This is a genomic window from Rhodoferax sp., assembly GCF_034519335.1.
Classification (GTDB): domain Bacteria; phylum Pseudomonadota; class Gammaproteobacteria; order Burkholderiales; family Burkholderiaceae_C; genus Allorhodoferax.
In genome coordinates, this window is record NZ_JAXHOL010000021.1 from 26,040 (window position 1) to 50,318 (window position 24,279).

Genomic DNA, 24,279 nt, shown 5'->3' on the forward strand with positions numbered 1-24,279 from the left:
ACTTAGTCCTGAGCGACGCGCTGACCCATTTCGATACGCTGCAAAAGAAACCGCCATAGTCGCTCGTCGGAACAAAAAGCCACGTTAAAGCGCAACCAGCCCGTCGTGCGGGGGTCAACCAAGAACAATTGGCCGGGCCCCAACATGATGCCCTCGCCGGCTCCGTCCTGGGACAGTACAGCGCTGTCAGGCAAATCAGGGTGGCGGGCCCACAAATACATGCCTGCTTCGGGCTCATGAAAGAGCTCAAAGCCCAAGCTGTCCAGTCGCCGTCCCACCTGCCTTTGGGCTTCCCCTAGCCGGTCTCGCAAGGACTTCAAGTGTTTGCGCCAGCGCCCATCTGTTATCACTCCAAAAGTCAAGCGCTCAGCGATCTCTGACGAGGTAAGGCCGGCAATCATCTTCAGCTGAACGAAATCTGCCAACAGGTCTGAGCGGGCCAAGAGGTAACCCACACGCAAGTTGGGCGAAATGGTTTTGGAATAACTGCCCACATACACCACCCGTCGCAACTGATCCAGACTGGCAAGCGTTGAGCGCGCAGACACGTCCATGTCAGCGTAGATATCGTTTTCCACCAGCACAAAGTCATGCTGATCGGCCAGCTGCAGCAAACGATGGATCTGCGCCGTGGACGCAACGGAGCAGGTGGGGCTCTGCAAACGGGGTTGCGTGAAAAATGCCTTCGGCTTATGCGTCACCAGCAAGGACTCCAACGCTGGCAAGTCATAGCCCGTAGGAGTCCGTGGCACACCCAAAAGCTGCACCCCCAAAAAGCGCAGCATGTATATCAGATTGGGATAACCGGGATCGTCCACGAGCACGGCATCACCTGGCTTCAATAGACATCGTGCCACCAGATCCAGGGCCTGGCTAGAACCATGGGTCAGCAACACCTGACCAGCCTCCACGCTGATGTGCTGTTCACCCAGAGACTCCGCGATGATCATGCGCAGGGCCATGTGCCCATACGGTAGGCCATACCCATCAAGTTCAGGGCCATCGGTGGATAGTTGCCGCATGCTGCGTCGCACCGCGTCTCCGAACAGCCAATCGTGCGGCAGCCAACCGCAGCCAGGTTTGAGCGGCAAATTGCGATTCTCGAATATCTGCTTCAGGTACCAACGTGCATCAAAACGGGGCGCATCAGGTGTTGTGGCCCGCACACCAGCGCTAGCCAAACCGTCATCGCGGCGCTTCACAAAGAAACCCGCATGCGCACGAGACACTAGCCAGCCTTGTGCCACCAAACGGTCATACGCTTCGACAACCGTAAATACACTGACGTTATGGGAGGCCGCAAACGCCCGAATTGAGGGCAACTTGCTACCCGGCTTCAAAACCTGCCCAGCAATCAAGCCGCGCAACCCATCCACGATCTGACTGACCAAAGGTGTTGAAATTTCCGTACTGAGTGTGAGCATCGGGGGACAAAACGACGAACTGGCTATGCGGCTTGCGCACCAAACTAGGGAAACCCTGTACAGGATTCTAGACCTGCACAGTGTTTCGAAACTTTCGCTTCACTGTACATGGCGTATCGAGTAAAGCGTTTTTATAGTTCCGTCACCTGTTCAACCACACCGGAACTCTCTATGCAAGCCGATCGCAAACTTCTCAACGCCGCCCTGTATGCCCGCCGCCAAACGGCAGTCGCCCGCGGAGTCGGTCAGGCCCATGAAATCTTTATCAAAAATGCAAAGAACGCCGAGTTCTGGGATGTCGAGGGCCGCCGCTTCATCGACTTTGCCGGCGGTATCGCGGTGCTCAACACCGGCCACCTGCACCCCCAGGTGATTGAAGCCGTCAAGGCCCAGCTCGACCTGTACACCCACACCTGCTTCCAGGTGGTGGCTTACGAACCCTACGTGGAAGTGTGCGAGCGCCTCAACGCCATGGCACCCGGCAACTTTGCCAAAAAGAGCCTGCTGTTGACCACCGGCGCTGAAGCCGTGGAAAACGCCATCAAGATTGCCCGCGCCTACACCAAGCGCCCCGGCGTGATCGCCTTCACTGGCGGCTACCACGGCCGCACCAACTTCACCCTGGGCCTGACCGGCAAGGTCGCCCCTTACAAGATTGGCTTTGGCCCCTTCCCCGGCGAAGTGTTCCACGCCCTGTTCCCCAATGAACTGCATGGTGTGAGCGTGTCAGATGCACTGCACTCGGTCGAACTGATCTTTAAGAACGACATCGAAGCAGAACGTGTCGCTGCCTTCATCGTCGAGCCGGTGCAGGGAGAGGGCGGTTTTTATGTGGCCCCTCCCGAGTTCATCGCCGGCCTCAAGGCCATGGCCGACAAGTACGGCATTTTGTTGATTGCCGACGAAGTGCAAACCGGCGCGGGCCGCACCGGCACCTGGTTTGCCTGCGAGCAGTGGCCTGTAGCGCCTGATTTGATTACCACGGCCAAATCGTTGGCAGGTGGATTCCCCTTGTCCGGTGTGGTCGGTCGTGCCGACGTGATTGACGCACCGGCCGCAGGCGGCTTGGGTGGCACGTATGCGGGCAGCCCGGTGGCTTGCGCGGCGGCACTGGCCGTGATGAAGGCCTTTGAAGAAGAAAAACTCCTGCAACGCAGCCAAGACATGGGCGCCTTCCTGGTCGAGAAGCTCAAGGCCATCGCCACCAAGGTGCCTGCCATCGGTGATGTGCGTGGCATGGGCGCCATGGTTGCTATCGAGTTGTTTGAAGATGGCGATGTGCACCGTCCTGACGCCGTGTTGACTAAGAAAGTGGTCACCGAGGCTGCACGACGCGGGCTGATCCTGCTGTCTTGTGGTACCTACGGCAACGTCATCCGCATTCTGGTGCCCCTGACCGCGCCCGACGCGCTGCTCGAAGAAGGCTTGACCATTCTGGCTGACAGCTTTGCAGCTGTGGCCTGATCGCCTCTTTTGAATCTGCCCCTCAAAAAACACATGTCCTCTACAGAACCCTTGGTGCGCTTTAGCGGCGTACAAAAAACGTACGACGGCGAACAGCTGGTGGTGCGGGAGCTGAACCTCGATATCCAGCGCGGCGAGTTCCTGAGCCTGCTTGGTCCCTCGGGCTCCGGCAAGACCACCACCCTGATGATGCTGGCCGGGTTCGAATCTCCCACGGCGGGCGACATCCTGCTCGACGGCAAGCAGATCACCCGCACCCCGCCGCACAAGCGCAACTTCGGCATGGTGTTTCAGAACTACGCGTTGTTCCCCCACATGACGGTGGCGCAAAACGTGGCCTACCCGCTGACCGTGCGCAAGGTACCCAAAGACGAGCAAGCCCGCCGCGTGCAAAAAGCACTGGACATGGTGCGCCTCACCGGTATGGGCGGGCGGCTGCCCACCCGCCTTTCTGGCGGCCAGCAGCAGCGCGTAGCGCTGGCACGCGCACTGGTGTTCGAGCCCCAACTGGTGCTCATGGACGAGCCCTTGGGCGCGCTGGACAAGCAGTTGCGCGAACACATGCAGCTCGAACTCAAAGAGCTGCACCGCCAGCTGGGTGTGACCTTTGTGTACGTCACGCACGACCAAGGTGAAGCCCTCACCATGAGCGACCGGGTGGCGGTGTTCAATGAAGGAGTCATCCAGCAACTAGCCAATGCCCAAAGCCTCTACGAGGCTCCCAGCAACCGTTTTGTGGCCGGTTTTGTGGGCGACAGCACGGTGCTGCGCGGCACCTTGGGGGGTAGCGCTGACGCTCCCTGCATCGAACTGGGCAGTGGACAAAAACTGCACGGCGTCAATGTGAACCAGGCCGCTACCGGTGCCAACGTGGAAGCCTGTGTGCGCCCTGAGCGCATTGGCCTGCACTTGCAGGCTCCCGCCGCACCCAATACTGTGGCGGCTCAAGTGGCCGGCATCGTGTACTACGGTGACCATGTGCGCCTGCAGTGCGAGTTGGGTGCCGGCCAGGCGCAGGCCACCGTCAAATTGCCGCTCACCCATGCATGTGCACTGACGCCACCCGCCATGGGCAGCACGGTGCACCTGGAGTTTCCAACCCCGTTTACGCGCATCTACGCGCTCTGAAGTTCTCCCCTGTCCCTTCCTCAACTTACCAAGGAAATTTCTCCATGAAAAAAAGCCTGATCGCGTTGGCCTCTGTAGCTGCGTGCTTCGCGATGAATGTTCAAGCCCAAGACGCCATCACCGTGGTGAACTTCGGCGGCGCCAACGCCAATGCCCAAAAGGCCGCTTACTACGAGCCTGTTGCCAAAGAAGGCATCAAGGTCACTGCGGTGGAATACAACGGCGAGCAAGCCAAGATCAAGGCCATGGTGGAAACCAAGAATGTGACCTGGGACCTGGTGGAAGTGGAGTCTCCTGATGTCGCCCGCGGCTGCGACGAAGGTCTGTTTGAAAAATTGGATTACAGCAAGATCGCCCCCAAAGCCGACCTGCTGCCGTCTGCCGTGACAGAGTGCGGTGTCGGCCTGTTTGTCTGGTCCACCGTGATGGCTTACAACGGCGACAAGCTCAAAAAAGCCCCCACCAGCTGGGCAGACTTCTTTGACACCACCAAGATCCCCGGCAAGCGCGGCATGCGCAAGGGCGCTCGCTACAACCTCGAATTCGCCTTGTTGGCCGACGGTGTGAAGCCCGCAGACGTCTACAAGGTGTTGGCCACCAAAGACGGCGCAGAGCGCGCCTTCAAGAAGTTGACCGCCCTCAAGCCCAACATCCAATGGTGGGAAGCCGGCGCCCAAGCGCCCCAGTTCCTGGTGGCTGGTGACGTGGTCTTGTCCACGGTGTACAACGGCCGTATTGACGCTGCCAACCGCGAAGGCCGCAACCTGCAGATCTACTGGCCCGGTGGCATCTATGACCTGGACTACTGGGTCATCCCCAAAGGTACTGCCAAGAAAGACGCCGTCTACAAGTTCCTGAATTTCGCCATGAAGCCAGAGAACCAAGCCGTGTACGCCCAGAACATCGCCTACGGCCCGACCAACAAGAAGGCATTGGCCAAGCTGAACGCCAAGGTACTGGCCGACTTGCCCACATCGGACAAGAACGCCAAGGAAGCCTTGCAGTTCAACACTACCTTCTGGGCTGACCAGGGCGAAGCTCTGGAAAAGCGCTTTGCTGCCTGGGCTACCCAGTAATCCGCAGACCGTCAGGAGCCTGAACCCATGTCCATGCAAGCCAGTGCCATCCAGCCACCGGGCGATCTCCGCGCGGCACTCTCCCGTGCGGAGTCCCGCCGCAAATGGCGGGCTTTCAGCCTGACACTGCCCTTGCTGGTGTTTTTGCTCCTGACCCTGCTGGTTCCCATTGCCGCGCTGTTGATGCGCGCGGTGGAAAACCCCGAAGTCGCCAAGGCCCTGCCCACCACGGTGGAAGCCTTGGCCGGCTGGGACCGCGTGTCCCAACCCCAAGCGCCTGCTTACGCCGCCTTGGTCAAAGATTTGTCGCAGCTGCCGGACACGGCAGACGCGGGTGCCTTGGCACGCCGTTTGAACTCCGAGGTGCCGGGCGCGCGCTCACTGATCATGGGCGCCTACAGGGCCCTGCCCATCGAGGGCGATGCAGAATCCGTCCGCCAGCAATTGCTGGACAAAGACCCGCGCTGGGCAGAGCCCGAGTTCTGGCAAGCGATTGCCAAAAACGGCTCCCGCTGGACGCCAGACTACCTGCTGGCCTCGGTGGACCTCAAGCGTGATGCCAAGGGCCACATCGAACGCATGCCCGAAGACCAACGCGCCTATGGCGGCATTCTGGCGCGCACCTTCCAGATCAGTTTTGTGGTCACCCTGTTGTGCCTGTTGCTGGCCTACCCGCTCGCCTACTGGCTCTCGACGCTGCCCGAGCGCAAAGCCAATGTGCTGATGATTCTGGTGCTGGTGCCTTTCTGGACCTCCATCCTGGTGCGGGTGGCAGCGTGGATTGTGCTGTTGCAGTCCGAAGGGCTGGTCAACGGTGCGCTGCTGGGCATGGGCGTCATCAGCGAGCCGTTGGCGCTGCTGTTCAACCGCACCGGCGTGATCATCTCCATGGTGCACATCCTGCTGCCCTTCATGATCTTGCCGCTGTACAGCGTGATGAAAAGCGTGCCGCCCACCTATGTGCGTGCTGCCGTCTCGCTGGGCAGTGGGCCGCTGGCTGCGTTCATGCGGGTCTACGTGCCGCAAACCTTTCCCGGAGTGGGTGCCGGCGCGCTGCTGGTGTTTATCTTGTCCATTGGTTACTACATCACGCCCGCCCTCTTGGGTGGCGCGGATGACCAGATGCTGAGCTACTACATCGCCCGCTACACCAACGTGGAAGTCAACTGGGGCATGGCCTGCGCCTTGGGTGCCTTGTTGCTGGCCACCACGCTGGTGCTCTATGGCGTTTACCGCCGCATCGGCAAAGCCGACCTGGCCTTGGCATAAGAAAGACACCCATGTTCAAACTGCCTGAATTCCCCCTCTATTTCACGCTGGCCGACAAGGCCGGTTGGTGGCTGATGCGCGTGGTGTGTGTGCTGGTGCTGGGTTACTTGCTCGCGCCCATTCTGGCCATCATTCCGCTGTCGTTTTCCAGTAGCTCCTTCCTGACTTACCCCATCCCTGGCTGGTCCACCAAGTGGTACAGCCATTTGTTCACCGCGCCCGAGTGGTCCAACGCCATGCGCAACAGCTTCATCGTGGCGCCCGCCGCTACGGTGATTGCGACGGTGCTGGGCACATTGGCAGCCGTGGGCCTGACCCGCACCGAGTTCCGCTTCAAGGGCCTGCTGATGGCTTTCCTGATTGCCCCCATGGTGGTGCCGGTGATCGTGATTGGTGTGGCCACTTACCTGTATTTCGCCCCCTTGGGTCTGAGCGACAGCTATGTGGGCCTGATTGCGGTGCACGCCGCCATGGGCGCGCCTTTTGTGTTGACCACGGTGCTGGCCACCCTGGCCAACTTCAACCACAACCTGGTGCGCGCCTCGCTGAGCCTGGGCGAAACACCGTTCAACACCTTCATGCGCGTCACCCTGCCGGTGATTGCACCGGGTGTGATTTCGGGCGCGCTGTTCGCCTTTGCCACCTCGTTTGACGAAGTGGTGGTGACCCTGTTCCTGGCGGGCGCTGAGCAAACCACCCTGCCACGCCAGATGTTTACCGGCATCCGCGAAAACATCTCGCCCACGATTGCAGCGGTGGCCACCTTGCTGATCCTGTTCACCACCGCCATGTTGCTGGTGCTGGAGTGGCTGCGCGGCCGCAAAGCCTGACCCTGAACACCGCTCCCCTATGGATTTGAACCAACCTCTTTCCGGCAATGCCATGCCACGCTTCGGCGGCATCGCCAGCATGATGCGCCTGCCGGTCGCCACATCCGCCCAGGGGCTGAATGCAGCCTTCGTGGGTGTGCCGCTGGACATAGGCACCAGCCACCGCCCCGGCGCGCGCTTCGGCCCGCGCCAGATACGTGCCGAGAGCTGCCTGCTGCGCCCCTACAACATGGCCACCGGTGCAGCGCCGTTTGATGCCCTGCAGGTGGCGGACCTGGGCGATGTGCCCATCAACACCTACTCGTTGTTGAAGTCGGTCGACATCATCACCGCCTATTACGCCGAAGTGCTGGGTCACGGCTGCATCCCGCTCACGCTGGGTGGGGACCACACCATTGCACTGCCCATTCTGCGGGCCATGGCCGCCAAGCATGGCCCGGTGGCGATGGTGCATGTCGATGCGCATGCCGACGTGAATGAAGACATGTTCGGCGAGCGCATTGCGCACGGCACCCCCTTCCGCCGCGCTGTGGAAGAAGGCCTGCTCGATTGCCACAAGGTCACCCAGATCGGTTTGCGCGGCACCGGCTATGCAGCCGACGACTTTGACTGGCCACGCCGCCAGGGCTTTACGTTGGTACCCGCTCACGAGGTGTGGCACCAGTCCTTGGCCCCCGTGATGGAGCAGGTGCGCCAGCGCGTGGGCAACACCCCGTGCTACCTGAGCTTTGACATTGATGGCATCGACCCCGCCTATGCGGGCGGCACCGGAACGCCGGAGATCGGCGGGCTCACCGTGCCGCAGGCGCTGGAGATCATCCGGGGTTGCCGTGGGCTTAATATCGTTGGGGCAGACTTGGTGGAGGTTTCACCGCCCTACGACACCACGGGCAACACCGCCTTGCTAGGGGCCAACCTGTTGTACGAGATGCTGTGTGTGCTGCCCGGGGTGCCGGTGCGCTGACTGCCGGCTACACACCTGAATTCGCTACGTTTTTCATAGCTGCTTGCGCATATTCCACGGGCGCTGGCAGCCAATTTTGTTTGTATATTGAGGAGACACCATGTCCACATCGCCGCTTTCCCTCTTGAAAGACCCCAGCCTGCTCAAGACAGACGCACTCATCAATGGCCAGTGGGTGACTGGCGCCAGCCGCTTTGCGGTGACAGATCCGTCCAACGGCCAGCACTTGGCCGATGTGGCCAACCTCGGTGCCGCAGACGCGGAAGCTGCCATCGCCGCTGCCAACGCCGCCTGGCCCGCCTGGAAAAGCAAGACCGCCAAAGAGCGCAGCATCATCCTGCGCAAGTGGTTTGACCTGCTCATGGCCAACCAGGAAGACCTGGCCCGCATCATGACCGCCGAGCAAGGCAAGCCCTTTACTGAGGCCAAGGGCGAGATTGCCTATGGCGCGAGTTTTGTGGAGTGGTTTGCCGAAGAAGCCAAGCGCGTCAACGGCGAGACCCTGCCCCAGTTCGACAACAACCGCCGCCTGATGGTCATCAAGCAGCCCATCGGCGTGTGCGCAGCCATCACGCCCTGGAACTTCCCGCTGGCCATGATCACCCGCAAGGTGGCGCCTGCGCTGGCCGCCGGTTGCCCGGTCATCATCAAACCCGCCGAGCTGACGCCCCTGACGGCGCTGGCTGCCGCCGAGCTGGCCATCCGCGCCGGTATTCCCGCCGGTGTACTCAACATGATCACCGCGGACAGCGAGCAGTCCATTGCCGTGGGCAAGGTCATTTGCGCCAGCGATGTGGTGCGCCACCTGAGCTTTACCGGCTCCACCGAAGTGGGCCGCATCCTGATGGCGCAAAGCGCGCCAACAGTCAAAAAGCTGTCATTGGAGCTGGGCGGCAATGCCCCCTTCATCGTGTTTGACGACGCCGATGTGGACTCTGCGGTTGAAGGTGCATTGGCCAGCAAGTACCGCAACGCCGGCCAGACCTGCGTGTGTGCCAACCGCTTCTACGTGCAAGCCGGCGTGTATGACCAATTCGTCGCCAAGTTCAGTGCGAAGGTCAAAGCCATGAAGGTCGGCAACGGCTTTGAAGACGGCGTACTGCAAGGTCCGCTGATCGAGGATGCAGCCGTCGAGAAGGTCAAGCGCCATGTGGCCGACGCCGTAGCCAAAGGCGGCAAGGTGGAAACCGGTGGCCACGCGCTGCAAGGCCAGTTCTTCGAGCCCACCGTGGTCTCCGGCGCCACCGCCGACATGCTATGCGCCCGCGAAGAAACCTTCGGACCCTTTGCACCGGTGTTCAAGTTCACCACCGAACAAGAAGCGATTGACGCGGCCAACGCCACCGAATTTGGCCTGGCCAGCTATTTCTACAGCCGCGACATTGGCCGCATCTACCGCGTAGGCGAAGCGCTGGAGTACGGCATGGTGGGCGTGAACGTGGGCATTCTGGCCACCGAGCATGTGCCCTTTGGTGGCGTCAAACAATCCGGCCTCGGCCGCGAGGGCTCGCACTTCGGCATGGACGACTACATCGAAGTCAAATACCTCTGCCTGGGTGACATACTGAAGTGAGTTTCGGCAGCAATCAAATCTGGCTCCAGAGCCCATAGATGCAGCGCGAGCAGCTACTTATTTGGTAGCAAAAACAAACGGGGCCAAAGGCCCCGTTTGTCATTGGAAGAGAAGCCGCTTAGCTCAGCTCAGGTCCATTGGAGGTTGCCGCGGCACGGTTGGCGCGGTTGGCTCCGTTGTTGACCGACCACGGGATGCTGGCGGGCTTGTCCAGCGGAGCGACCTTGGCCAGCAAAGCCTGCCAGAAGAACCCGCTCTGGATCGCAATCACTGCAAACAACATGTAACTCTGCGAGCTGGAGGCCAGCCATAGGTTGTAGGTGGGCATAAAGACAAAAGGCGACACCAATAGTGGCAGCACAATGCGCAACACCTGCATGGACTCAATGCCCTTGCCCATGTTGAACAGGTCCCAGTAGTAGTTGGTGAACATGCCCAGAATCATCCAGCACACCAGATGCCATGCGTACACGATGCTGTGGTTGCGCACCAGCAGCGTGATCCAGGGTTGCGAGCCCTCGTCCGCATTAACGATCAGGACCATGAAAGTCCCCGTGGTGAGGAACACCACGAAGTAGATGAACATCAGGAATTTGAGCGCTCTGGACATGTTTTCCCCGGGTTTGAAATAGCGAAAGTATCTTACCCGCTGTCAGGCACCGCTCAGAGCAGGGGAACCCCTGTTTTCTCCTGCAATTCCTCACGCGTCACACCGGGCGCCAGCTCCACCACCTTCAGGCCTTCGGGCGTCACATCCATCACAGCCAGGTCAGTGATGATGCGGTCCACCACCCCCACGCCGGTCAGCGGCAGGGTGCACTGGGGCAGTATCTTCAGGTCGGTGGTGCCGTCCTTCTTCTTGGCCACATGCTCCATGAGCACGATCACGCGCTTCACGCCGGCCACCAGGTCCATAGCGCCGCCCATGCCCTTGACCATCTTGCCGGGGATCATCCAGTTGGCCAGGTCGCCCTTGGCACTGACCTGCATGGCCCCCAAGATGGACAGGTTGATCTTGCCGCCGCGGATCATGGCAAAACTCTCGTGGCTGCCAAAAATGCTGCTGCCCTTGATGGTGGTGACGGTTTGTTTGCCCGCGTTGATGAGGTCTGCGTCCACTTCGTCTTCGGTGGGAAACGGGCCAATGCCCAGCATGCCGTTCTCACTCTGCAGCCACACTTCTTTGTCGGCCGGCACATGGTTGGCCACCAGCGTGGGGATGCCGATGCCCAGGTTCACATAAAAGCCGTCTTCCAGCTCGTGGGCCGCGCGGGCCGCCATTTGGTCTTGGTTCCAGGCCATGATTACACCCCCGCCTTTTCAGTGATGGTTCGTTTCTCGATGCGTTTTTCCGGTGTGGCGTTCAGCACAATGCGGTGCACATAAATGCCGGGCAGATGGACTTGGTCAGGCGCAATTTCGCCGGTCTCCACAATCTCTTCCACTTCCACCACCGTGATCTTGCCGGCCATGGCCACCGCAGGGTTGAAGTTGCGCGCCGTAAAGCGGAACTGCAGGTTGCCGGATTTGTCGGCGCGGTGCGCCTTCACCAGTGCCACGTCGGGCACCAGGGCACGCTCCATCACATAGGTCTCCCCGTCAAACTCGCGCAGCTCTTTGCCATCGGCCACGATGGTGCCCACACCAGTCTTGGTGAAAAAGGCCGGAATGCCGGCACCACCAGCGCGCAGCTTCTCGGCCAGCGTGCCCTGGGGGGTGAATTCCAGTTCCAGCTCGCCCGCCAGGTACTGGCGCTCAAACTCCTTGTTCTCGCCCACATAGGAAGAAATCATCTTCTTGATCTGGCGTGTCTCCAGCAGCTTGCCCAGGCCGAAACCGTCTACACCGGCATTGTTCGAAATGGCGGTCAAGTTCTTGGCGCCACTGTCTTTCAGCGCATCAATCAGCGCCTCGGGAATGCCGCACAGGCCAAAGCCGCCCACGGCCAGCAGCTGGCCGTCTTTCACGATGCCTTCAAGTGCCTTGGCAGCACTAGGGTAGATTTTGTTCACAGCAGGGTCTCCATAAATAGAAGCGACTGCCGTACGATACTACGTATGACCCTACGTAGTTCCCCGTAAAGCCCAACCCTATGGACTTTGACTACCGACTCGCTTTCGATCTGGCGCCTGTGGGGCTGGCTTTGTCACGCAACCGCACCATGGTGGACTGCAACCAACGCCTGTGCGAGATGTTCGGGGCTGACCGGACCCAACTCATCGGCCAGTCGTTCCAGGTGCTCTACCCCAGCGCCGATGAATACGAACGCACCGGCGCGCGCATCAGCCCCATCATCAACCGCAACGGCACCTATGCCGACGACCGCATCATGAAGCGGCTGGACGGTCGTTTCAAGGGAGAGACCTTCTGGTGCCACGTGACTGGGCGTGCGCTGAACCGCGATGCCCCCCACGAAGCCGGTATCTGGAGCTTCGAAGACCTCAGTGCCAACCGGCCCGTCAAAGCCGAACTGACCCCGCGCGAGCGCGAGGTGGCGGCCCACCTGATGCAGGGCCTGACCTCCAAACACATTGGAAAAACGCTGGAGATCAGCCACCGCACCGTAGAAATCTATCGCGCCCGCTTGATGCGCAAGTACAAGGCATCGACCACTGCGGATCTGGTGCACAAGTTGATGTCGGGCGGCTAGGGTCTACTCACAGGTGCAGGCTGCGTTGCACCAGACCGGCAGCGATCGTCCACATCATGGCCGTCACCAGCAAGTCCAGCATGCGCCAGGCTATGGGCTTGGCAAACAGGGGCGTCAGCACACGCGCGCCATAACCCAGCGCCACAAACCACAGCGCGCTGGCACTGCCCGCCCCGAGCAAAAAGGCCACCTGCGAACCGGCAGGCTGCTTGGCCCCCACCGCCCCGACCAGGATGACGGTGTCGAGGTAGACATGCGGATTGAGCAGACTGAGACTGAGTGTCTGCGCCACCATGCGCCCGGCCGACACCGGTGCGCCGCCGTGTGCCGCTTGCAGCGTGGAGGGCTGCAAAGCGCGACGCAGCGCCTGCGCGCCGTACACCACCAAGACCAAGGCGCCCACAAAACCCAAGGCATCCAGCGCGCGCGGGTACTCGCCCAGGGACGCAGCCAAACCGCTGACACCCAGGGTCATGAGCGCCATGTCCAGCAGCGCGCACACCGCCACCACGGCGGCCACGTGCTCGCGGCGCAAGCCCTGGCGCAACACATGGGTGTTTTGGGCACCAATGGCCATGATGAGCGACAGGCTGAGCGTCAACCCGGTGAGAAATACAGAGACATTGAATGAAGAAGACATGTTCGCAGTATCGCCACGAGGGAACCCAGACGCTACTGAAATCTGCTAATGTTGAAACAGCAATACTTAACCAATACCACGATGCTCGATACCACCCTGCTCGCTACTGTGGCCGCCGTGGTGCGCGAAGGCAGCTTTGAGCGCGCCGCCCGCACCCTGCACATCACGCCCTCTGCCGTGTCCCAGCGCATACGCTTGGCTGAGGAGCGGGTGGGCACAGTGCTGGTGGTGCGCGGCCTGCCCTGCACCCCCACCGAAGCCGGGGCCCGCCTGTGCCGCCACGCCGATACCGTGGCCCTGCTGGAAAGCGATTTGCGCCGCGACATGCCCATACTGCGCAACGACGGCGCGGCTGCGCCAGCCGCCACCATCCGCATTGCCATCAACGCCGACAGCATGGCCACCTGGTTTGTGGACGCCATGCAGGCGTTCTGCGCCGACAGCACGACCCTGTTGGACGTGACGCTGGACGACCAAGACAAAACCAGCGAGTGGCTGCGTCGCGGTCAGGTGCTGGCTGCCATCACCTCGCTGGCCAAGGCTGTGCAGGGCTGCCGCAGCCGCAAGCTCGGGGTACTGCGCTACTGCGCCACGGCGTCGCCAGCTTTTGTCGAACGCTGGTTTGCCAATGGAGTGAACGCCGAGAGCTTGGCCCGCGCGCCCAGCCTGGTGTTTGACCGCAATGACCGCCTGCAGGAGCAATGGGTACGCCGTGTGACGCGCAAGGACATGGTGTTACCCGCGCATCGCCTGCCTTCCTCGCAGGCGTTCATTGACGGGGCGCTGGCCGGCATTGGCTGGGGCATGAACCCGCTAGCCTTGGTGCAAGACCACCTGGCCGCTGGCCGCTTGGTGGAACTGGTGCCTGAGCGGCGGTTGGATGTGCCCCTGTATTGGCAAGTGGCCAAGCTGCCTCTGCCGGAGCTGGCGCGCTTGAGTCAGTGTGTGCAGTTGGCGGCTGGGCAGGCGCTGGTGGGCTGACTGCTTTTTTTCTGCCCACGCATCTGGTTCTGCGTTGGTTAGGGTTGGTGGGGCTGCACTGCTTTTTTTGACACCCACTCCCCCAGCCCCTCGCCCCGTCGGCGAGGGGAGCCTTTCAACAGCCATATCTTGCTTTTGCGCGCCGGACGCAGGCTAAGGGCGGGAGGTTGCCACCGTGAGCTCGCGCCACGGCACTGGGCAGCGGTTGTAGATACCTCGGAGATGTCTTTGCAGCACGGCTGGCGGCTGCGTCCGCCAGTGGTTCCGCGCCACCATGTTGGCAATGACTACAACCGTTGGCGCGGGCCATCGCGTACCCACCCAGTGGCCACGCTACTACTGCGGCCCCATAGCCGGAGCGTTACAAAAAAATATGGCTGTTAAAAGCTCCCCTCGCCGACGGGGCGAGGGGCTGGGGGAGTGGGTGTCTAAAAAAAAGCGATACAGGCAAACAGAAACCCCAGCAAAAAACACAAAGAAGGTCAGCCCGGCTGCCCCCCGTCATACCCCTCAATCACAATCACATCCGCCGTCGCCGCCCCCACCCGGCAATCCCGCGCCGCTTGGTACTCAGCAGAATTCCAGCACTCCAGCGCCGCCTGGTAGCTCGGAAACTCAATCACCACATTGCGACTGCGCGCCGTGCCCTCCACCGCCTCGTACGCGCCGGAGCGCACCAAAAAGCGCGCCCCGTATTTGGCAAAAGCCGCCGCATTGGCGGTGATGTAGGTCTTGTACTTCTCGGGGTCCGTCACATCCACACGTGCCACCCAATAGCCTTTGCTCATTCGCGGGTCTCCTTGTTTCAAATCAGATTGCGCATGGCGCGCGCGGTTTCCTGCAGCACCGGCAACACGCGGGCCACCGCGTCGTCGGTGGACTCATTGCCCATGGGCATGGTCACATTCAGCGCGCCCACCAGCACACTATGGCGGTCCATCAGCGGCACGGCCACGCCACGGTGGTTGAGCTCCAGTTGCTGCTCCGAGATGGCCCACCCTTGCTGGCGAATGCGCGCCAATTCCACCCGCAGGCGGTCTTTGCTGGCGATGGTGTGCGAGGTGTAGGCGCGCAGTTCGCGGGTGGTGAGCCAGCGCTCCAGCCACTCCGGTTCGCGCATGGACAGCAGCAGCATGCCGGCTGCGGTGACCTGTGCCGGCACCCGTGCGCCCAGCACATAACCGGTATTCATGGTGCGGTTGGTGCCATTGCGCGCGATGTAGACGATGTCGTCACCGTCCATCACACACACGTAGGCAATCTCTTGCGTGCCCGCCGTCACCCGCTGCAAAAACGGCTGCACGATGCGCGGCAGCCGTGCCGACTCCAGGTAAGACTGGCCCAGACGCAGCACGCGCGGCGTAAGCCAAAACAGTTTGCCATCGGTGGCCACATAACCCAGGTACTGCAGGGTCAGCAGGTAACGGCGCGCGGCGGTGCGTGTCATGCCACAGCGCTCGCCCGCCTGGCTGGCGGTCATGCGGGGGTGGGCGTCATCAAAGGCCTCAATGATGGACAGGCCCTTTTCCAGCCCCGCGATCCAGTCTTTCTTGTCCAACCCAGGCGCTTCGGGTTCGGTCAGGGCAAAAGGAGGAATGGAGGTGGGCGGCATACGCAAATTCTGGCGGCAAGGGGCGGCACAAGGCCTAGTGATAACCCGCATTACGATCGATCATCGAACAATATCGTTCGCTGATCGATCAAATTTACACAATTATCCTTTTGGAATAGATGGTGCATGGCTAAAGTTCGCTTCGAAATCGCGATATTGATCGACAAACGAACAACTCCATGCACACCGCCGCCGCCCCCACCCTTTCGGGTACCACCGACGTTTACCTGATCGTCGGCTACCCGGTGGCCCAGGTGCAGGCGCCGGCCCTGTTCAATGCCGTCTTCGCCCGCGCAGGCGTGAACGCCGTGATGGTGCCGGTGGAAATCGCCCCGCAGCACCTGCTGGAGTTTGTGAAATCGGCCTTCCTGGCACCCAATGTGCGGGGCCTGTGCGCCACCGTCCCCCACAAAAATGCGCTGGCCGACGCGATGCACACCTGCAGCCCCAGCGCCCGCATGGCGGGTGCCGTGAATGCCGTGCGCCGCCACAGGGACGGACACCTCGAAGGTGCGCTGTTTGACGGCCAAGGCCTGCGCGCCGCGCTGGATTACTGTGGCATGGCCTACTGTGGCAAACGCGTGCTGGTGCTGGGCGCAGGCGGGGCAGCCGCCGCCATTGCCGCCGAATTGGCCAGCGCAACGCCTCAGACAGCAGCCCAGGTCAGCCTCTATGACCCCGCACCCGGCAAAGCCCAGGCTTTGGCCCAGCGCCTTGCCGCCCACACCCCCGTAGCGCTTGAGGCCGTCCATACCAATGACCCGGCCGGTTTCGACCTGGTGATCAACGCCAGCCCGCTGGGGCTGAACCCCGACGATGCCCTGCCCTGCGATGTGCAGCGCCTGGAGCCCCCGCGGCGGTGATGGACATTGTGATGAAGCACCAGCCCAGCCGCTGGGTGCGTGCGGCGCGGGCCCGTGGCCTGCAGGCCCAGCCCGGGTTTGAGATGCTGATCCAGCAAACTGCGCCCTACCTCGACTTTTTTGGCCTGCACCCCGCAGCCGAACTGGTGCGCAGCGATGCCACCTTTCTGCGCGAGCAGATCTACCCCGGCACGCTGCGCGGCGAGATCCGTGGGCGTGAGCCCCACCAGCTCATCCCCGCGCTGCTGTGACAGCGCCGCGCTGCCCCATCACCCTGGCTTTTCATTTTTTCAACCAAGGAGACAACGACATGCAAAAACGAAATACTCTTAAATTGATAGCTGCTTGCGCAGCATTGGTGTGCTCTACAGCCACTTTTGCCCAAGAAACCATCAAGATTGCCAACATTGTGGAACTCTCCGGCGGCGGCGCCACTGCGGGCACCAACTTCAAAAACGGCGTGGAACTGGCCGTGAAAGAGATCAACGCCGCTGGCGGCATCTTGGGCAAGAAGATCCAGACCATCACCTCTGACACACAAAGCAACCCTGGCGTGGCCAAGGGCCTGACCCAGAAGGCGGTGGACGACGAGGTGTTTGCCATCTTTGGCCCAGTGTTCTCGGGCTCCATCATGGTGTCCATGGCTGAGAGCCGCAAAGCCGAGATCCCCAACTTCACGGGTGGCGAGGCAGCCAGCATCACCATGCAGGGCAACCCCTACATCTTCCGCACCAGCTTCACCCAGGCCACCGCCATGCCCAAGGTGGCGCGCTACATCAGCGACACCGCCAAGCTCAAAACTCTGGCCGTGGTCTACGTGAACAACGACTTTGGCAAGGGCGGCCTGGACATGATCAAGAAGGCGCTGGACAAGTCGCCAACCAAAATCGTCACCGAAATTTCGACCGACGCCGGCCAAGTGGACTTCTCAGCCGCTGTGCTCAAGGCCAAACAAAGCGGCGCCGATGGCGTGTTTGTCTACTCCAACGAAGAAGAGTCCGCCCGCATGCTGCGCGAACTGCGCAAGCAGGGTTGGAACAAACCCATCATTGGCGAAACCACCCTCACCGGCCAAAAAGTGATTGAACTGGCCGGCGAAGCCGCCAACGGCGCCGTGGCCCACGTGGGCCTGACGGTGGACGCCCCGCTGCCCGCCATCCGCGCCTTCCGCGCCAAGTTTGAACGCGATTACAAATACGTCTCGGACCACAACGGCATGAAAGGCTACTCCGGCGTCTACGTGTTGAAGGCCGCCATCGAGAAAGTAGGCAAGCTCGACCGCAAGGCCGTAGCCAACGCCTTGCACAGCCTGGTGGTGACCACCGACAAAGAGCCCGGCATCCTGATGAACGTGGCCTTTGACCAGAACGGCGATCTGGACCGTGAGAGCTTCCTGGTGGAAGTGAAGAACGGCCAGCAAGTCGTGGTGGCGACCCTGCCTCCGCTCAACCCCATCGCGGTGAACAAGCCCGCGGCAGCGCCCGCAGCCAAGCCTGCGGCGCCTGCCAAGAAGTAAGCCTGCCCGGTCCGGCTGCCGCCCACGGCTGCCGGACCTGCGTTTTCCACGTCACTCCGCGGGATCCCCATGACCGACTTTCTCCAACTGCTCTTCAGTGGCATGGCCACCGGGGCCATCTACGGCCTGGCAGCGCTTGGCTTTACCTTGCTGTGGCAAGCCAGCGGCACCATCAACTTCGCCCAGGGCGAGTTTGTGATGCTGCCGGCCTTCATGATGTTGGGCTTTCTGAGCCTGGGCGCGCCCATGGCCGTGAGCTTCAGCATGACCGTGGTGCTGGCGGTTTTTCTGTTGGGCTGGGTGTTCAAGCGCGGTCTGGTCGACCCGCTGTTCAAGTACGGGATGATGCCCATCGTCGTGGCCACCATTGGCCTCTCCATTGCCATGCGCAACGGCCTGCGCGCCGGCTACAGCGCCGAGGCGCACCCCTTCCCCAGCCTGTTTGCCGACAAGCTGTTCAACATTGCTGGCGTGACCATCACGCTGGCCGATGTGGGCACTTTCACTATCGCGCTGGTGCTGGTGTTTGCCACCCAGGCCTTCATGACCAAAACCGTGACCGGCCGCGCCATGCAGGCCGTGGCGCAGAACACCGAGAGTGCCAGCGTGCTGGGCATCAACGTGCCGCGCATGATCTTCTACGCCTTTGCCATCAACGCTGTGCTGGCCGTGGCCGCTGCCCTGCTGGTGACGCCCACCTACCTGGCCAAGTTCGACATGGGTGAGAGCTTGGGCAACAAGGCTTTCTTCGCGGCCATCATCGGCGGCTTCAACAATTCGCGCGGAGCGCTCTTGGGCGGGCTCATCGTGGGCGTGTGCGAAAACCTGGCTGCGGCCTACATCTCCCCGGCCTACAAAGACGCCGTGGCCCTGGTCATCTTCATGGTGGTGATTTTGTTCAAGCCCCAAGGGCTGCTGGGCAAAAAAGTGGAACGCAAGGTTTGAGCCCGGAGAGACACCATCATGAAAAAACTCACTCTCATTTTGATAGCTGCTTGCGCATTACTACTGCTGGCTGCACCGCCTTTTCTTAAAAATTACGGCATCTATCTGTTGTCCTACTGGCTGGTGTTTGTTATCGCCACCATGGGGCTGAACCTGACCGTGGGCTACGCCGGGCAGAAGTCCCTGGGCCACGCCGCCTTCTTCGGCATCGGCGCCTATACCGTGGCCATCCTCATGAAGGCCGGCATCAGCTTCTGGCTGGGCCTGCCAGCGGCAGCGTTCATCTGCTTCTTCGTGGGTATTGCGCTGGGCTTTCCGGCCCTGCGGGTGCAGACCATTTACCTGGCCTTTGCCACCCTGGGCTTCAACACAGCGGTGTGGCTGGTCATGCGCAACGAGGAATGGCTGACTGGCGGCACCTTCGGCATCAACAACATCTCCCGCCCCAGCCTCTTCGGCTTTTCGCTGGAAGGCAATCTGCCCTATTACTACTTTGTGCTGGCCACGGCCGTGCTGCTGGGGGCCCTGCAATGGGGCCTGCTGCGAAGCCCCTGGGGCAAAGCCTTCACCGCCCTGCGAGACAACCCCATCCGCGCCGAAAGCCTGGGTATCAACACCCGCAGTTACACGCTGCTGAGCTTCGCCATTGGCGCCGTGTACGCGGGCATTGCCGGTGCCTTGTTCGCCTCGCTGGTGCAGTTCATCGAACCCGCCCCGTTCACCGTGGGTGCCTCCATCATGATGTACCTGATGGTGGTGGTGGGTGGCCCGGGTTACTTCTTGGGCCCGCTGCTGGGCTCGGCGGTGGGCGTGATCCTGCCCGAATGGCTGCGTTTTGCGCAGGCTTGGTACCTGTTCGTCTTTGGCGCCGCCGTGGTGGTGCTGATGATCTGGCTGCCCGATGGCCTGCTGAGCATCCCCGATCGCATCAAGGCCAAGCGCCAGGCGCGCGAAGCCAGCGCCGCACGCGCCGCTGCCGCACAACAACAGGGAGCCAAGTAAATGAGCCAACCCGTTCTTAAAGTCACTAACATCAAAAAGGCCTATGGCGCCATCCAGGCCGTGGGTGGTGTGTCCTTCGAAGTCATGCCCGGAGAAATCTTTGGCGTGATCGGACCCAACGGTTCAGGCAAGACCACGCTGTTCAACAGCATGCTGGGCCAGATCACCCCCGACGAAGGCAAGATCGAACTCAATGGCCGTGACGTCACACAGGCCGCCCCGCTGGAACTCAACCGCCTCGGCGTGGGCCGCACCTTCCAGACCCTGCAGGTGTTTGGCAAGATGACTGTGCGCGACAACCTCATCGTGGCCGCGCAAGAACACCAGGGCACCATGCTCAGCCGCATGTTCGCCCCCAGCGACTCGGGCCTGGGTGCCAAGGCCGACGCGCTGATCGACCAGTTCCGCATCCGCCATGTAGCCGACAAGAAAGCCGGCGAGTTGTCTTACGGCCAGCAAAAGCTGGTGGACATTGCCATGGCCTTCATGAGCGAGCCCGACCTGGTGCTGCTGGACGAACCCTGCGCTGGCGTGAACCCCAGCCTGGTGGGAGGCATCAGCACCCTGCTCAAGGAACTCAACCAAAATCCGAAGTTCGGCAAGAAGAGCTCCTTCGTGGTGATTGAACACAACATGGACTTTGTGATGGACCTGTGCCACCGCATTATGGTGATGGTGGAAGGCCAGGTGCTGGCCATCGGCACGCCCGATGAAATCCGCAGCAACAAACAGGTGCTGGACGCCTACCTGGGGAGCTGAAGCATGACCACTGACACCTGCATTGAATTCAAAGACGTGGTGGCGGGCTACAAGGATTTCATGATCCTGAACAACCTGTCATTCAAAGCCAAGCGCGGCACCATCACCTTGCTGCTGGGGCCCAACGGGGCGGGCAAGTCCACGGTGCTCAAGGCGCTGTTCGGTTTGCTTAAACCCCGTCAGGGTGACATCTTGCTCGACGGCGTGAGCGTGGCTGGCGCCACGCAGAAGCAATTGCTGGCGCAAGGCATTGCCTTTGTGCCGCAGGGGCGCAACCTGTTTGGCCAGCTCAGCGTGTTTGAGAACCTGGAGCTGGGTGGCATCACGCTGGGCATGAAGACCACGCACGAGCGCATTCCCGAAGTGCTGGAATTCTTTCCGCGCGTGAAAGAGCGCCTGCACTCCGCAGCGTCCGCCTTGTCCGGCGGCGAGCAAAAGCAGCTGGAAATTGGCCGCGCCCTGCTGCTGCGCCCCAAGGTCATCCTGATCGACGAGCCCTCCATCGGCCTCTCGCCCATGGTGGTGGCTGACGTGTTCAAACTCTTGCGCAAGCTGGCCGACCAGGGCACCACGGTGCTGATGGTGGAGCAGAACGTGAAGAGCGCACTCAAGATTTCGGACGAAGCCATCGCGCTGGAGTCGGGCCGCCTGGTGCTGCAAAAGCCGGCGTCGGAATTGCTGGCCGACCCGAATATCGAACGCCTGTTTTTGGGCGGCGCCCACCAAGCCAGCGCAGCCCCGGCAGCGACGGCCTAATTACTTGCCCCTCGGGAGATCCCATGAACGGCAGCAACACCCGCCCCAGTGGCGCAGACCGCGAACACATTGACGAAGGCCCCAACCCGCTGGGGCTCGAAGGTATCGAGTTCATCGAATACGCCACCTCCAAGCCGCAGGCGCTGGGCCAGGTGCTCGAAGCTATGGGCTTTCGCCCGATTGCCCGCCACCGCTCGCGCGAGGTGCTGCTGTACCGCCAGGGCGATGTGAACGTCATCGTCAATGCGCACGGCCGGGGTGCTGCGCTGACCGAGAAGCCCGAGATCGCCGCGATTGCCCTGCGCGTGCAGGATGCATCGGCCGCCTACCAGCGCGCACTGGACCGCGGCGCCTGGGCGGTACCGGTGCAGGTGGAGGTGATGGAGCTGCACATCCCCGCCATCCACGGCGTGGGCAACAGCCGCATCTACTTTGTGGACCGCCACCGCGAGTTCTCCATCTACGACGTGGACTTCACGCAGGTGCCTGCGGTGGACAAATTCCCGCCCGCCATCACCGGCCTGCACTTCTTTGGCGTGGTGCAGTACATCGGTAACGACCGCGTGGACGACTGGACCGAGTTCTACAGCGCCTTGTTCGGCTTCACCGCGCTGGAGCCCGAAACCCGCTTTGGCATCCTGCCCAAGGGCCGCATTCTGCAAAGCCCGTGCAAGACCTTTTACCTGCAGCTGATTGAGCCCGAACCTGGCGTGCTGGACGTGGAAGACGACGAATGCTTCCAGCGCGTGGGCCTGGGCACCCCCGATGTGCAGGCCACGGTGGCGGCGTTGCGCCAGCGCGGCGTGGACTTTGTGCCGAGCAAGGACCCGACGCAGGACAGCAAGGGCGCGCTGACCCGCCCCACCATGGGCAACGCCATGTTTGAGCTGGTTCACCACACACGAGGCTGAACACCATGAGCCAATTCGACGGCAAGTTTGACGACTTCGGCATGGACACCATCACCCTGGCTGGGCCGCTCAAGGCCAAGCTGGCGGCCATGAAAGAGGCCGGCTTCAGCCAGGTGATGCTGCTGGCCCGCGACCTGGTGGGCCACCCCGACGGCTGGCAGGCCGCCGTGCAAGAGGTGAAAGACAGCGGCCTGCGCGTCACCGGCTTCCAGGTGCTACGCGACTTTGAAGGCCTGAGCGGCCACCTGCACGAATACAAGGTGGACATTGCCAAGAGCATGATGGAAATGTGCGCGGCGCTGGACTGCCGCGTCATGCTGGCCTGCTCCAGCACCTCCACCCATGCCACCGGCGACACCGCCACGTTGGTGAAAGACCTGCGCAAGCTGGCCATGTTGGCCATCCCCATGAACATCAAGATCGCTTTCGAGGCGCTGTCTTGGGGCCGCAGCATCAATGAGTTCCCGCAAGCCTGGGACCTCATCATGGAAGCCGACATGCCCAACCTGGGCCTGGGTTTTGACTCCTTCCACATGTTCGCCACCAAGACCCCGCTGGACGACCTGGAGATCCTGGACCCCAGCAAAATCTTTCTGGTGCAACTGGCGGACTTCATGTGGAACGAGATCAAGACCGTGGAGGAGCGCATCAGCACGGCGCGCACCTTCCGCGTGTTCCCGGGCGAAGGCGTGCACAGCGAGGCCCTGGCTGAACTGGTGCTCAAGCTGCACCAGCTGGGCTACCGCGGCGACTACAGCTTTGAGGTGTTTAACGACGATTACCAGCAGATGCCTCTGGAAACCGTGGCCCAGCGCGCGCGCCGCGCGGCCCTGTGGCTGGGTGAAGACGTATTGCGCCGCTCTGTGCCGCTGCCCAACCAGCTGCGCCTGAAACAAGCCGTGCGCTGAGCTGCCATGAGCAGTGTGTTTGACGATTTTCTGCACCCGCCCGAGGTGCTGGAGTCCTTTGGCGCCCAGCGCTTTGTGGCGGCCATGCTGCGCGTGGAAGCCGCGCTGGCCCAGGCCCAGGCCCAGTGCGGCGTGATTCCGGCCTCGGCAGCCCTCTCCATCGTCGGCACCTGCAAGGTGGATTTGTTCGATGCACCCAAGATCGTGCGCGACAGCGGGCGCGCGGGCAGCCTGGCCATCCCGCTGGTGAAAAGCCTGAAGGAAACCGTCGGCCTCTTCAACCCCGACGCTGTGCCCTATGTGCACTTGGGCTGCACCAAACAAGACTTGGTGGACACAGCCACCGTGCTCATCACCCGCGATGTGCTGGAGCGGCTGCGCAGCGACGTGCAAGGGTGTGCGCACAGGCTGCAGACACTGGGTGCCTCTGAATCTGCCACCCCTCTGTTGCGCGGACTGCAAAGGCTTTCCCACAGCGCCAGCGATGCGCTGGCTGTTCAGGTCGGCGGTACGCTGGCGCAAAGCCCGGAACACGGTGCCAAGGTCGTGGCCATGGTGGCCCAGCAACTGAGTCTGGCCGTGCCCACCGCACCCTGGCATACCCAGCGCGACGCCTGGGTGGCACTGGGCTGCGATGTGGCTCTGCTGATTGGCAGCCTGGGCACTCTGGCCAAAGGCATCGCCCGGGATGCCGGCGCAGACGATATGCCCGCCGGGTGCCTGGTGGCCCTGGCCATGGCCAAACGTGCGCCACAGCGGGTCGCGAGCCTGCTAGCCTCCATGCCAGAGGCGTTTGAGCGCGGCCTCGGGGTGTGGCAGGCCGAGCAAGCCGAGTGGGCGCAGCTGCTGATGTCGGCACATGCGAGTGCGAGTGGAATTTGGCAGGCGTTGCAAGTGGATACGAGGCTGCAGGTTTAGCGGGGCAGACACGCGTCTCTCAGATTGCTGAGGCTGTGGGCGAGATGGACCAGGTCACCCAGCGGAACACAGCCTTGGTAAAACAAATGA

The 24,279-nt window shown here is 61.8% G+C and carries 26 protein-coding genes; 19 read left to right on the forward strand and 7 right to left on the reverse strand.

The annotated features are described in order from the left end of the window. Positions 1–2 precede the first annotated feature (2 nt). A complete protein-coding gene (locus U5O12_RS08775; protein ID WP_322578267.1) occupies positions 3–1,424 on the reverse strand; it encodes a PLP-dependent aminotransferase family protein in 1,422 nt (473 codons plus the stop codon). Positions 1,425–1,595: 171 nt separating this feature from the next. On the opposite strand from U5O12_RS08775, the gene gabT reads away from it, so the two are divergent. From gabT to U5O12_RS08810, 7 genes are all read left to right on the forward strand, one after another. Beyond that, positions 1,596–2,888, forward strand: coding sequence for a 4-aminobutyrate--2-oxoglutarate transaminase (gene gabT, locus U5O12_RS08780; RefSeq protein ID WP_322578268.1), 1,293 nt, complete (start codon positions 1,596–1,598; stop codon positions 2,886–2,888). Between the two features lie 33 nt (positions 2,889–2,921). Continuing rightward, positions 2,922–4,016 carry an ABC transporter ATP-binding protein gene (locus tag U5O12_RS08785; RefSeq protein ID WP_322578269.1) on the forward strand — a complete coding sequence of 365 codons (1,095 nt, stop codon included), beginning with the start codon at positions 2,922–2,924 and terminating at the stop codon, positions 4,014–4,016. Between the two features lie 44 nt (positions 4,017–4,060). Continuing rightward, the gene (locus tag U5O12_RS08790; RefSeq protein ID WP_322578270.1) at positions 4,061–5,092 is read left to right on the forward strand and encodes an ABC transporter substrate-binding protein; all 1,032 of its coding nucleotides are present in this window, start codon (positions 4,061–4,063) and stop codon (positions 5,090–5,092) included. Positions 5,093–5,119: 27 nt separating this feature from the next. Beyond that, a complete protein-coding gene (locus U5O12_RS08795) occupies positions 5,120–6,361 on the forward strand; it encodes an ABC transporter permease (RefSeq protein WP_416221469.1) in 1,242 nt (413 codons plus the stop codon). An 11-nt stretch (positions 6,362–6,372) separates the two neighbouring features. After that, a complete protein-coding gene (locus U5O12_RS08800) occupies positions 6,373–7,191 on the forward strand; it encodes an ABC transporter permease (RefSeq protein ID WP_322578271.1) in 819 nt (272 codons plus the stop codon). Between the two features lie 19 nt (positions 7,192–7,210). Beyond that, on the forward strand, positions 7,211–8,155 hold the full coding sequence (speB, locus tag U5O12_RS08805; protein ID WP_322578272.1) for an agmatinase: 945 nt from the start codon (positions 7,211–7,213) through the stop codon (positions 8,153–8,155). Between the two features lie 100 nt (positions 8,156–8,255). Further along, positions 8,256–9,728: an NAD-dependent succinate-semialdehyde dehydrogenase gene (locus U5O12_RS08810; protein ID WP_322578273.1), complete on the forward strand. Its 1,473-nt coding sequence runs from the start codon at positions 8,256–8,258 to the stop codon at positions 9,726–9,728. Positions 9,729–9,846: 118 nt separating this feature from the next. On the opposite strand, the gene U5O12_RS08815 is transcribed toward U5O12_RS08810, so the two are convergent. Genes U5O12_RS08815 through U5O12_RS08825 form a run of 3 tightly spaced genes read right to left on the reverse strand, consistent with a single transcriptional unit; the run spans position 9,847 to position 11,740 of the window. Then, positions 9,847–10,338 (reverse strand): hypothetical protein, encoded by a 492-nt coding sequence (locus U5O12_RS08815; protein ID WP_322578274.1) that lies wholly within the window; start codon positions 10,336–10,338, stop codon positions 9,847–9,849. 53 nt (positions 10,339–10,391) lie between these two features. Further along, a complete protein-coding gene (locus U5O12_RS08820; protein WP_315480087.1) occupies positions 10,392–11,030 on the reverse strand; it encodes a CoA transferase subunit B in 639 nt (212 codons plus the stop codon). 2 nt (positions 11,031–11,032) lie between these two features. After that, positions 11,033–11,740: a CoA transferase subunit A gene (locus U5O12_RS08825; protein WP_322578275.1), complete on the reverse strand. Its 708-nt coding sequence runs from the start codon at positions 11,738–11,740 to the stop codon at positions 11,033–11,035. Between the two features lie 80 nt (positions 11,741–11,820). Here U5O12_RS08825 and U5O12_RS08830 point away from each other — a divergent pair, with 80 nt between their 5' ends. Continuing rightward, the gene (locus U5O12_RS08830) at positions 11,821–12,378 is read left to right on the forward strand and encodes a PAS and helix-turn-helix domain-containing protein (protein ID WP_322578276.1); all 558 of its coding nucleotides are present in this window, start codon (positions 11,821–11,823) and stop codon (positions 12,376–12,378) included. Between the two features lie 7 nt (positions 12,379–12,385). Here U5O12_RS08830 and U5O12_RS08835 read toward each other — a convergent pair whose 3' ends face one another. Beyond that, a complete protein-coding gene (locus U5O12_RS08835; protein WP_322578277.1) occupies positions 12,386–13,018 on the reverse strand; it encodes a LysE/ArgO family amino acid transporter in 633 nt (210 codons plus the stop codon). Positions 13,019–13,099: 81 nt separating this feature from the next. Here U5O12_RS08835 and U5O12_RS08840 point away from each other — a divergent pair, with 81 nt between their 5' ends. Continuing rightward, entirely contained in the window at positions 13,100–13,999 is a 900-nt protein-coding gene (locus U5O12_RS08840; protein WP_322578278.1) for a LysR family transcriptional regulator ArgP, read from the forward strand. A 482-nt stretch (positions 14,000–14,481) separates the two neighbouring features. Here U5O12_RS08840 and U5O12_RS08845 read toward each other — a convergent pair whose 3' ends face one another. Together U5O12_RS08845 and U5O12_RS08850 are read right to left on the reverse strand one after the other, a co-directional pair. Beyond that, complete coding sequence (locus U5O12_RS08845; protein ID WP_322578279.1) at positions 14,482–14,787, reverse strand: DUF1330 domain-containing protein; 306 nt, start codon at positions 14,785–14,787, stop codon at positions 14,482–14,484. A 17-nt stretch (positions 14,788–14,804) separates the two neighbouring features. Continuing rightward, positions 14,805–15,611: an IclR family transcriptional regulator domain-containing protein gene (locus tag U5O12_RS08850; protein WP_322578280.1), complete on the reverse strand. Its 807-nt coding sequence runs from the start codon at positions 15,609–15,611 to the stop codon at positions 14,805–14,807. Positions 15,612–15,790: 179 nt separating this feature from the next. Here U5O12_RS08850 and U5O12_RS08855 point away from each other — a divergent pair, with 179 nt between their 5' ends. From U5O12_RS08855 to U5O12_RS08900, 10 genes are all read left to right on the forward strand, one after another. Then, entirely contained in the window at positions 15,791–16,474 is a 684-nt protein-coding gene (locus U5O12_RS08855; protein WP_322578281.1) for a shikimate dehydrogenase, read from the forward strand. A gap of 11 nt (positions 16,475–16,485) precedes the next feature. Beyond that, on the forward strand, positions 16,486–16,725 hold the full coding sequence (locus U5O12_RS08860; protein ID WP_322578282.1) for a hypothetical protein: 240 nt from the start codon (positions 16,486–16,488) through the stop codon (positions 16,723–16,725). 59 nt (positions 16,726–16,784) lie between these two features. Continuing rightward, positions 16,785–17,990 (forward strand): ABC transporter substrate-binding protein, encoded by a 1,206-nt coding sequence (locus U5O12_RS08865; RefSeq protein WP_322578283.1) that lies wholly within the window; start codon positions 16,785–16,787, stop codon positions 17,988–17,990. A 69-nt stretch (positions 17,991–18,059) separates the two neighbouring features. Continuing rightward, positions 18,060–18,935, forward strand: a complete 876-nt coding sequence (locus tag U5O12_RS08870; protein WP_322578284.1) for a branched-chain amino acid ABC transporter permease — start codon at positions 18,060–18,062, stop codon at positions 18,933–18,935. Between the two features lie 18 nt (positions 18,936–18,953). Beyond that, positions 18,954–19,937: a branched-chain amino acid ABC transporter permease gene (locus U5O12_RS08875; RefSeq protein WP_322578285.1), complete on the forward strand. Its 984-nt coding sequence runs from the start codon at positions 18,954–18,956 to the stop codon at positions 19,935–19,937. After that, positions 19,938–20,696, forward strand: a complete 759-nt coding sequence (locus U5O12_RS08880; RefSeq protein WP_322578286.1) for an ABC transporter ATP-binding protein — start codon at positions 19,938–19,940, stop codon at positions 20,694–20,696. A gap of 3 nt (positions 20,697–20,699) precedes the next feature. After that, positions 20,700–21,452: an ABC transporter ATP-binding protein gene (locus U5O12_RS08885; protein WP_322578287.1), complete on the forward strand. Its 753-nt coding sequence runs from the start codon at positions 20,700–20,702 to the stop codon at positions 21,450–21,452. Positions 21,453–21,475: 23 nt separating this feature from the next. Continuing rightward, the gene (locus tag U5O12_RS08890; RefSeq protein ID WP_322578288.1) at positions 21,476–22,363 is read left to right on the forward strand and encodes a 4-hydroxyphenylpyruvate dioxygenase; all 888 of its coding nucleotides are present in this window, start codon (positions 21,476–21,478) and stop codon (positions 22,361–22,363) included. A 5-nt stretch (positions 22,364–22,368) separates the two neighbouring features. Beyond that, positions 22,369–23,271, forward strand: a complete 903-nt coding sequence (locus tag U5O12_RS08895) for a sugar phosphate isomerase/epimerase family protein (protein WP_322578289.1) — start codon at positions 22,369–22,371, stop codon at positions 23,269–23,271. 6 nt (positions 23,272–23,277) lie between these two features. After that, positions 23,278–24,189, forward strand: coding sequence for a 3-carboxy-cis,cis-muconate cycloisomerase (locus U5O12_RS08900; RefSeq protein ID WP_322578290.1), 912 nt, complete (start codon positions 23,278–23,280; stop codon positions 24,187–24,189). Positions 24,190–24,279: the final 90 nt, after the last annotated feature.

Coding starts and splice junctions, on each gene's coding strand:
- U5O12_RS08855 (WP_322578281.1), top strand. CDS start 15,791: ATGCACACCGCCGCCGCCCCCACCCTTTCGGGTACCACCGACGTTTAC.
- U5O12_RS08890 (WP_322578288.1), top strand. CDS start 21,476: ATGAACGGCAGCAACACCCGCCCCAGTGGCGCAGACCGCGAACACATT.
- U5O12_RS08870 (WP_322578284.1), top strand. CDS start 18,060: ATGACCGACTTTCTCCAACTGCTCTTCAGTGGCATGGCCACCGGGGCC.
- gabT (WP_322578268.1), top strand. CDS start 1,596: ATGCAAGCCGATCGCAAACTTCTCAACGCCGCCCTGTATGCCCGCCGC.
- U5O12_RS08800 (WP_322578271.1), top strand. CDS start 6,373: ATGTTCAAACTGCCTGAATTCCCCCTCTATTTCACGCTGGCCGACAAG.
- U5O12_RS08820 (WP_315480087.1), bottom strand. CDS start 11,030: ATGGCCTGGAACCAAGACCAAATGGCGGCCCGCGCGGCCCACGAGCTG.
- U5O12_RS08845 (WP_322578279.1), bottom strand. CDS start 14,787: ATGAGCAAAGGCTATTGGGTGGCACGTGTGGATGTGACGGACCCCGAG.
- U5O12_RS08830 (WP_322578276.1), top strand. CDS start 11,821: ATGGACTTTGACTACCGACTCGCTTTCGATCTGGCGCCTGTGGGGCTG.
- U5O12_RS08790 (WP_322578270.1), top strand. CDS start 4,061: ATGAAAAAAAGCCTGATCGCGTTGGCCTCTGTAGCTGCGTGCTTCGCG.
- U5O12_RS08810 (WP_322578273.1), top strand. CDS start 8,256: ATGTCCACATCGCCGCTTTCCCTCTTGAAAGACCCCAGCCTGCTCAAG.
- U5O12_RS08880 (WP_322578286.1), top strand. CDS start 19,938: ATGAGCCAACCCGTTCTTAAAGTCACTAACATCAAAAAGGCCTATGGC.
- U5O12_RS08775 (WP_322578267.1), bottom strand. CDS start 1,424: ATGCTCACACTCAGTACGGAAATTTCAACACCTTTGGTCAGTCAGATC.
- U5O12_RS08795 (WP_416221469.1), top strand. CDS start 5,120: ATGTCCATGCAAGCCAGTGCCATCCAGCCACCGGGCGATCTCCGCGCG.
- U5O12_RS08875 (WP_322578285.1), top strand. CDS start 18,954: ATGAAAAAACTCACTCTCATTTTGATAGCTGCTTGCGCATTACTACTG.
- U5O12_RS08785 (WP_322578269.1), top strand. CDS start 2,922: ATGTCCTCTACAGAACCCTTGGTGCGCTTTAGCGGCGTACAAAAAACG.
- U5O12_RS08885 (WP_322578287.1), top strand. CDS start 20,700: ATGACCACTGACACCTGCATTGAATTCAAAGACGTGGTGGCGGGCTAC.
- U5O12_RS08815 (WP_322578274.1), bottom strand. CDS start 10,338: ATGTCCAGAGCGCTCAAATTCCTGATGTTCATCTACTTCGTGGTGTTC.
- U5O12_RS08900 (WP_322578290.1), top strand. CDS start 23,278: ATGAGCAGTGTGTTTGACGATTTTCTGCACCCGCCCGAGGTGCTGGAG.
- U5O12_RS08835 (WP_322578277.1), bottom strand. CDS start 13,018: ATGTCTTCTTCATTCAATGTCTCTGTATTTCTCACCGGGTTGACGCTC.
- speB (WP_322578272.1), top strand. CDS start 7,211: ATGGATTTGAACCAACCTCTTTCCGGCAATGCCATGCCACGCTTCGGC.
- U5O12_RS08850 (WP_322578280.1), bottom strand. CDS start 15,611: ATGCCGCCCACCTCCATTCCTCCTTTTGCCCTGACCGAACCCGAAGCG.
- U5O12_RS08840 (WP_322578278.1), top strand. CDS start 13,100: ATGCTCGATACCACCCTGCTCGCTACTGTGGCCGCCGTGGTGCGCGAA.
- U5O12_RS08865 (WP_322578283.1), top strand. CDS start 16,785: ATGCAAAAACGAAATACTCTTAAATTGATAGCTGCTTGCGCAGCATTG.
- U5O12_RS08895 (WP_322578289.1), top strand. CDS start 22,369: ATGAGCCAATTCGACGGCAAGTTTGACGACTTCGGCATGGACACCATC.
- U5O12_RS08860 (WP_322578282.1), top strand. CDS start 16,486: ATGAAGCACCAGCCCAGCCGCTGGGTGCGTGCGGCGCGGGCCCGTGGC.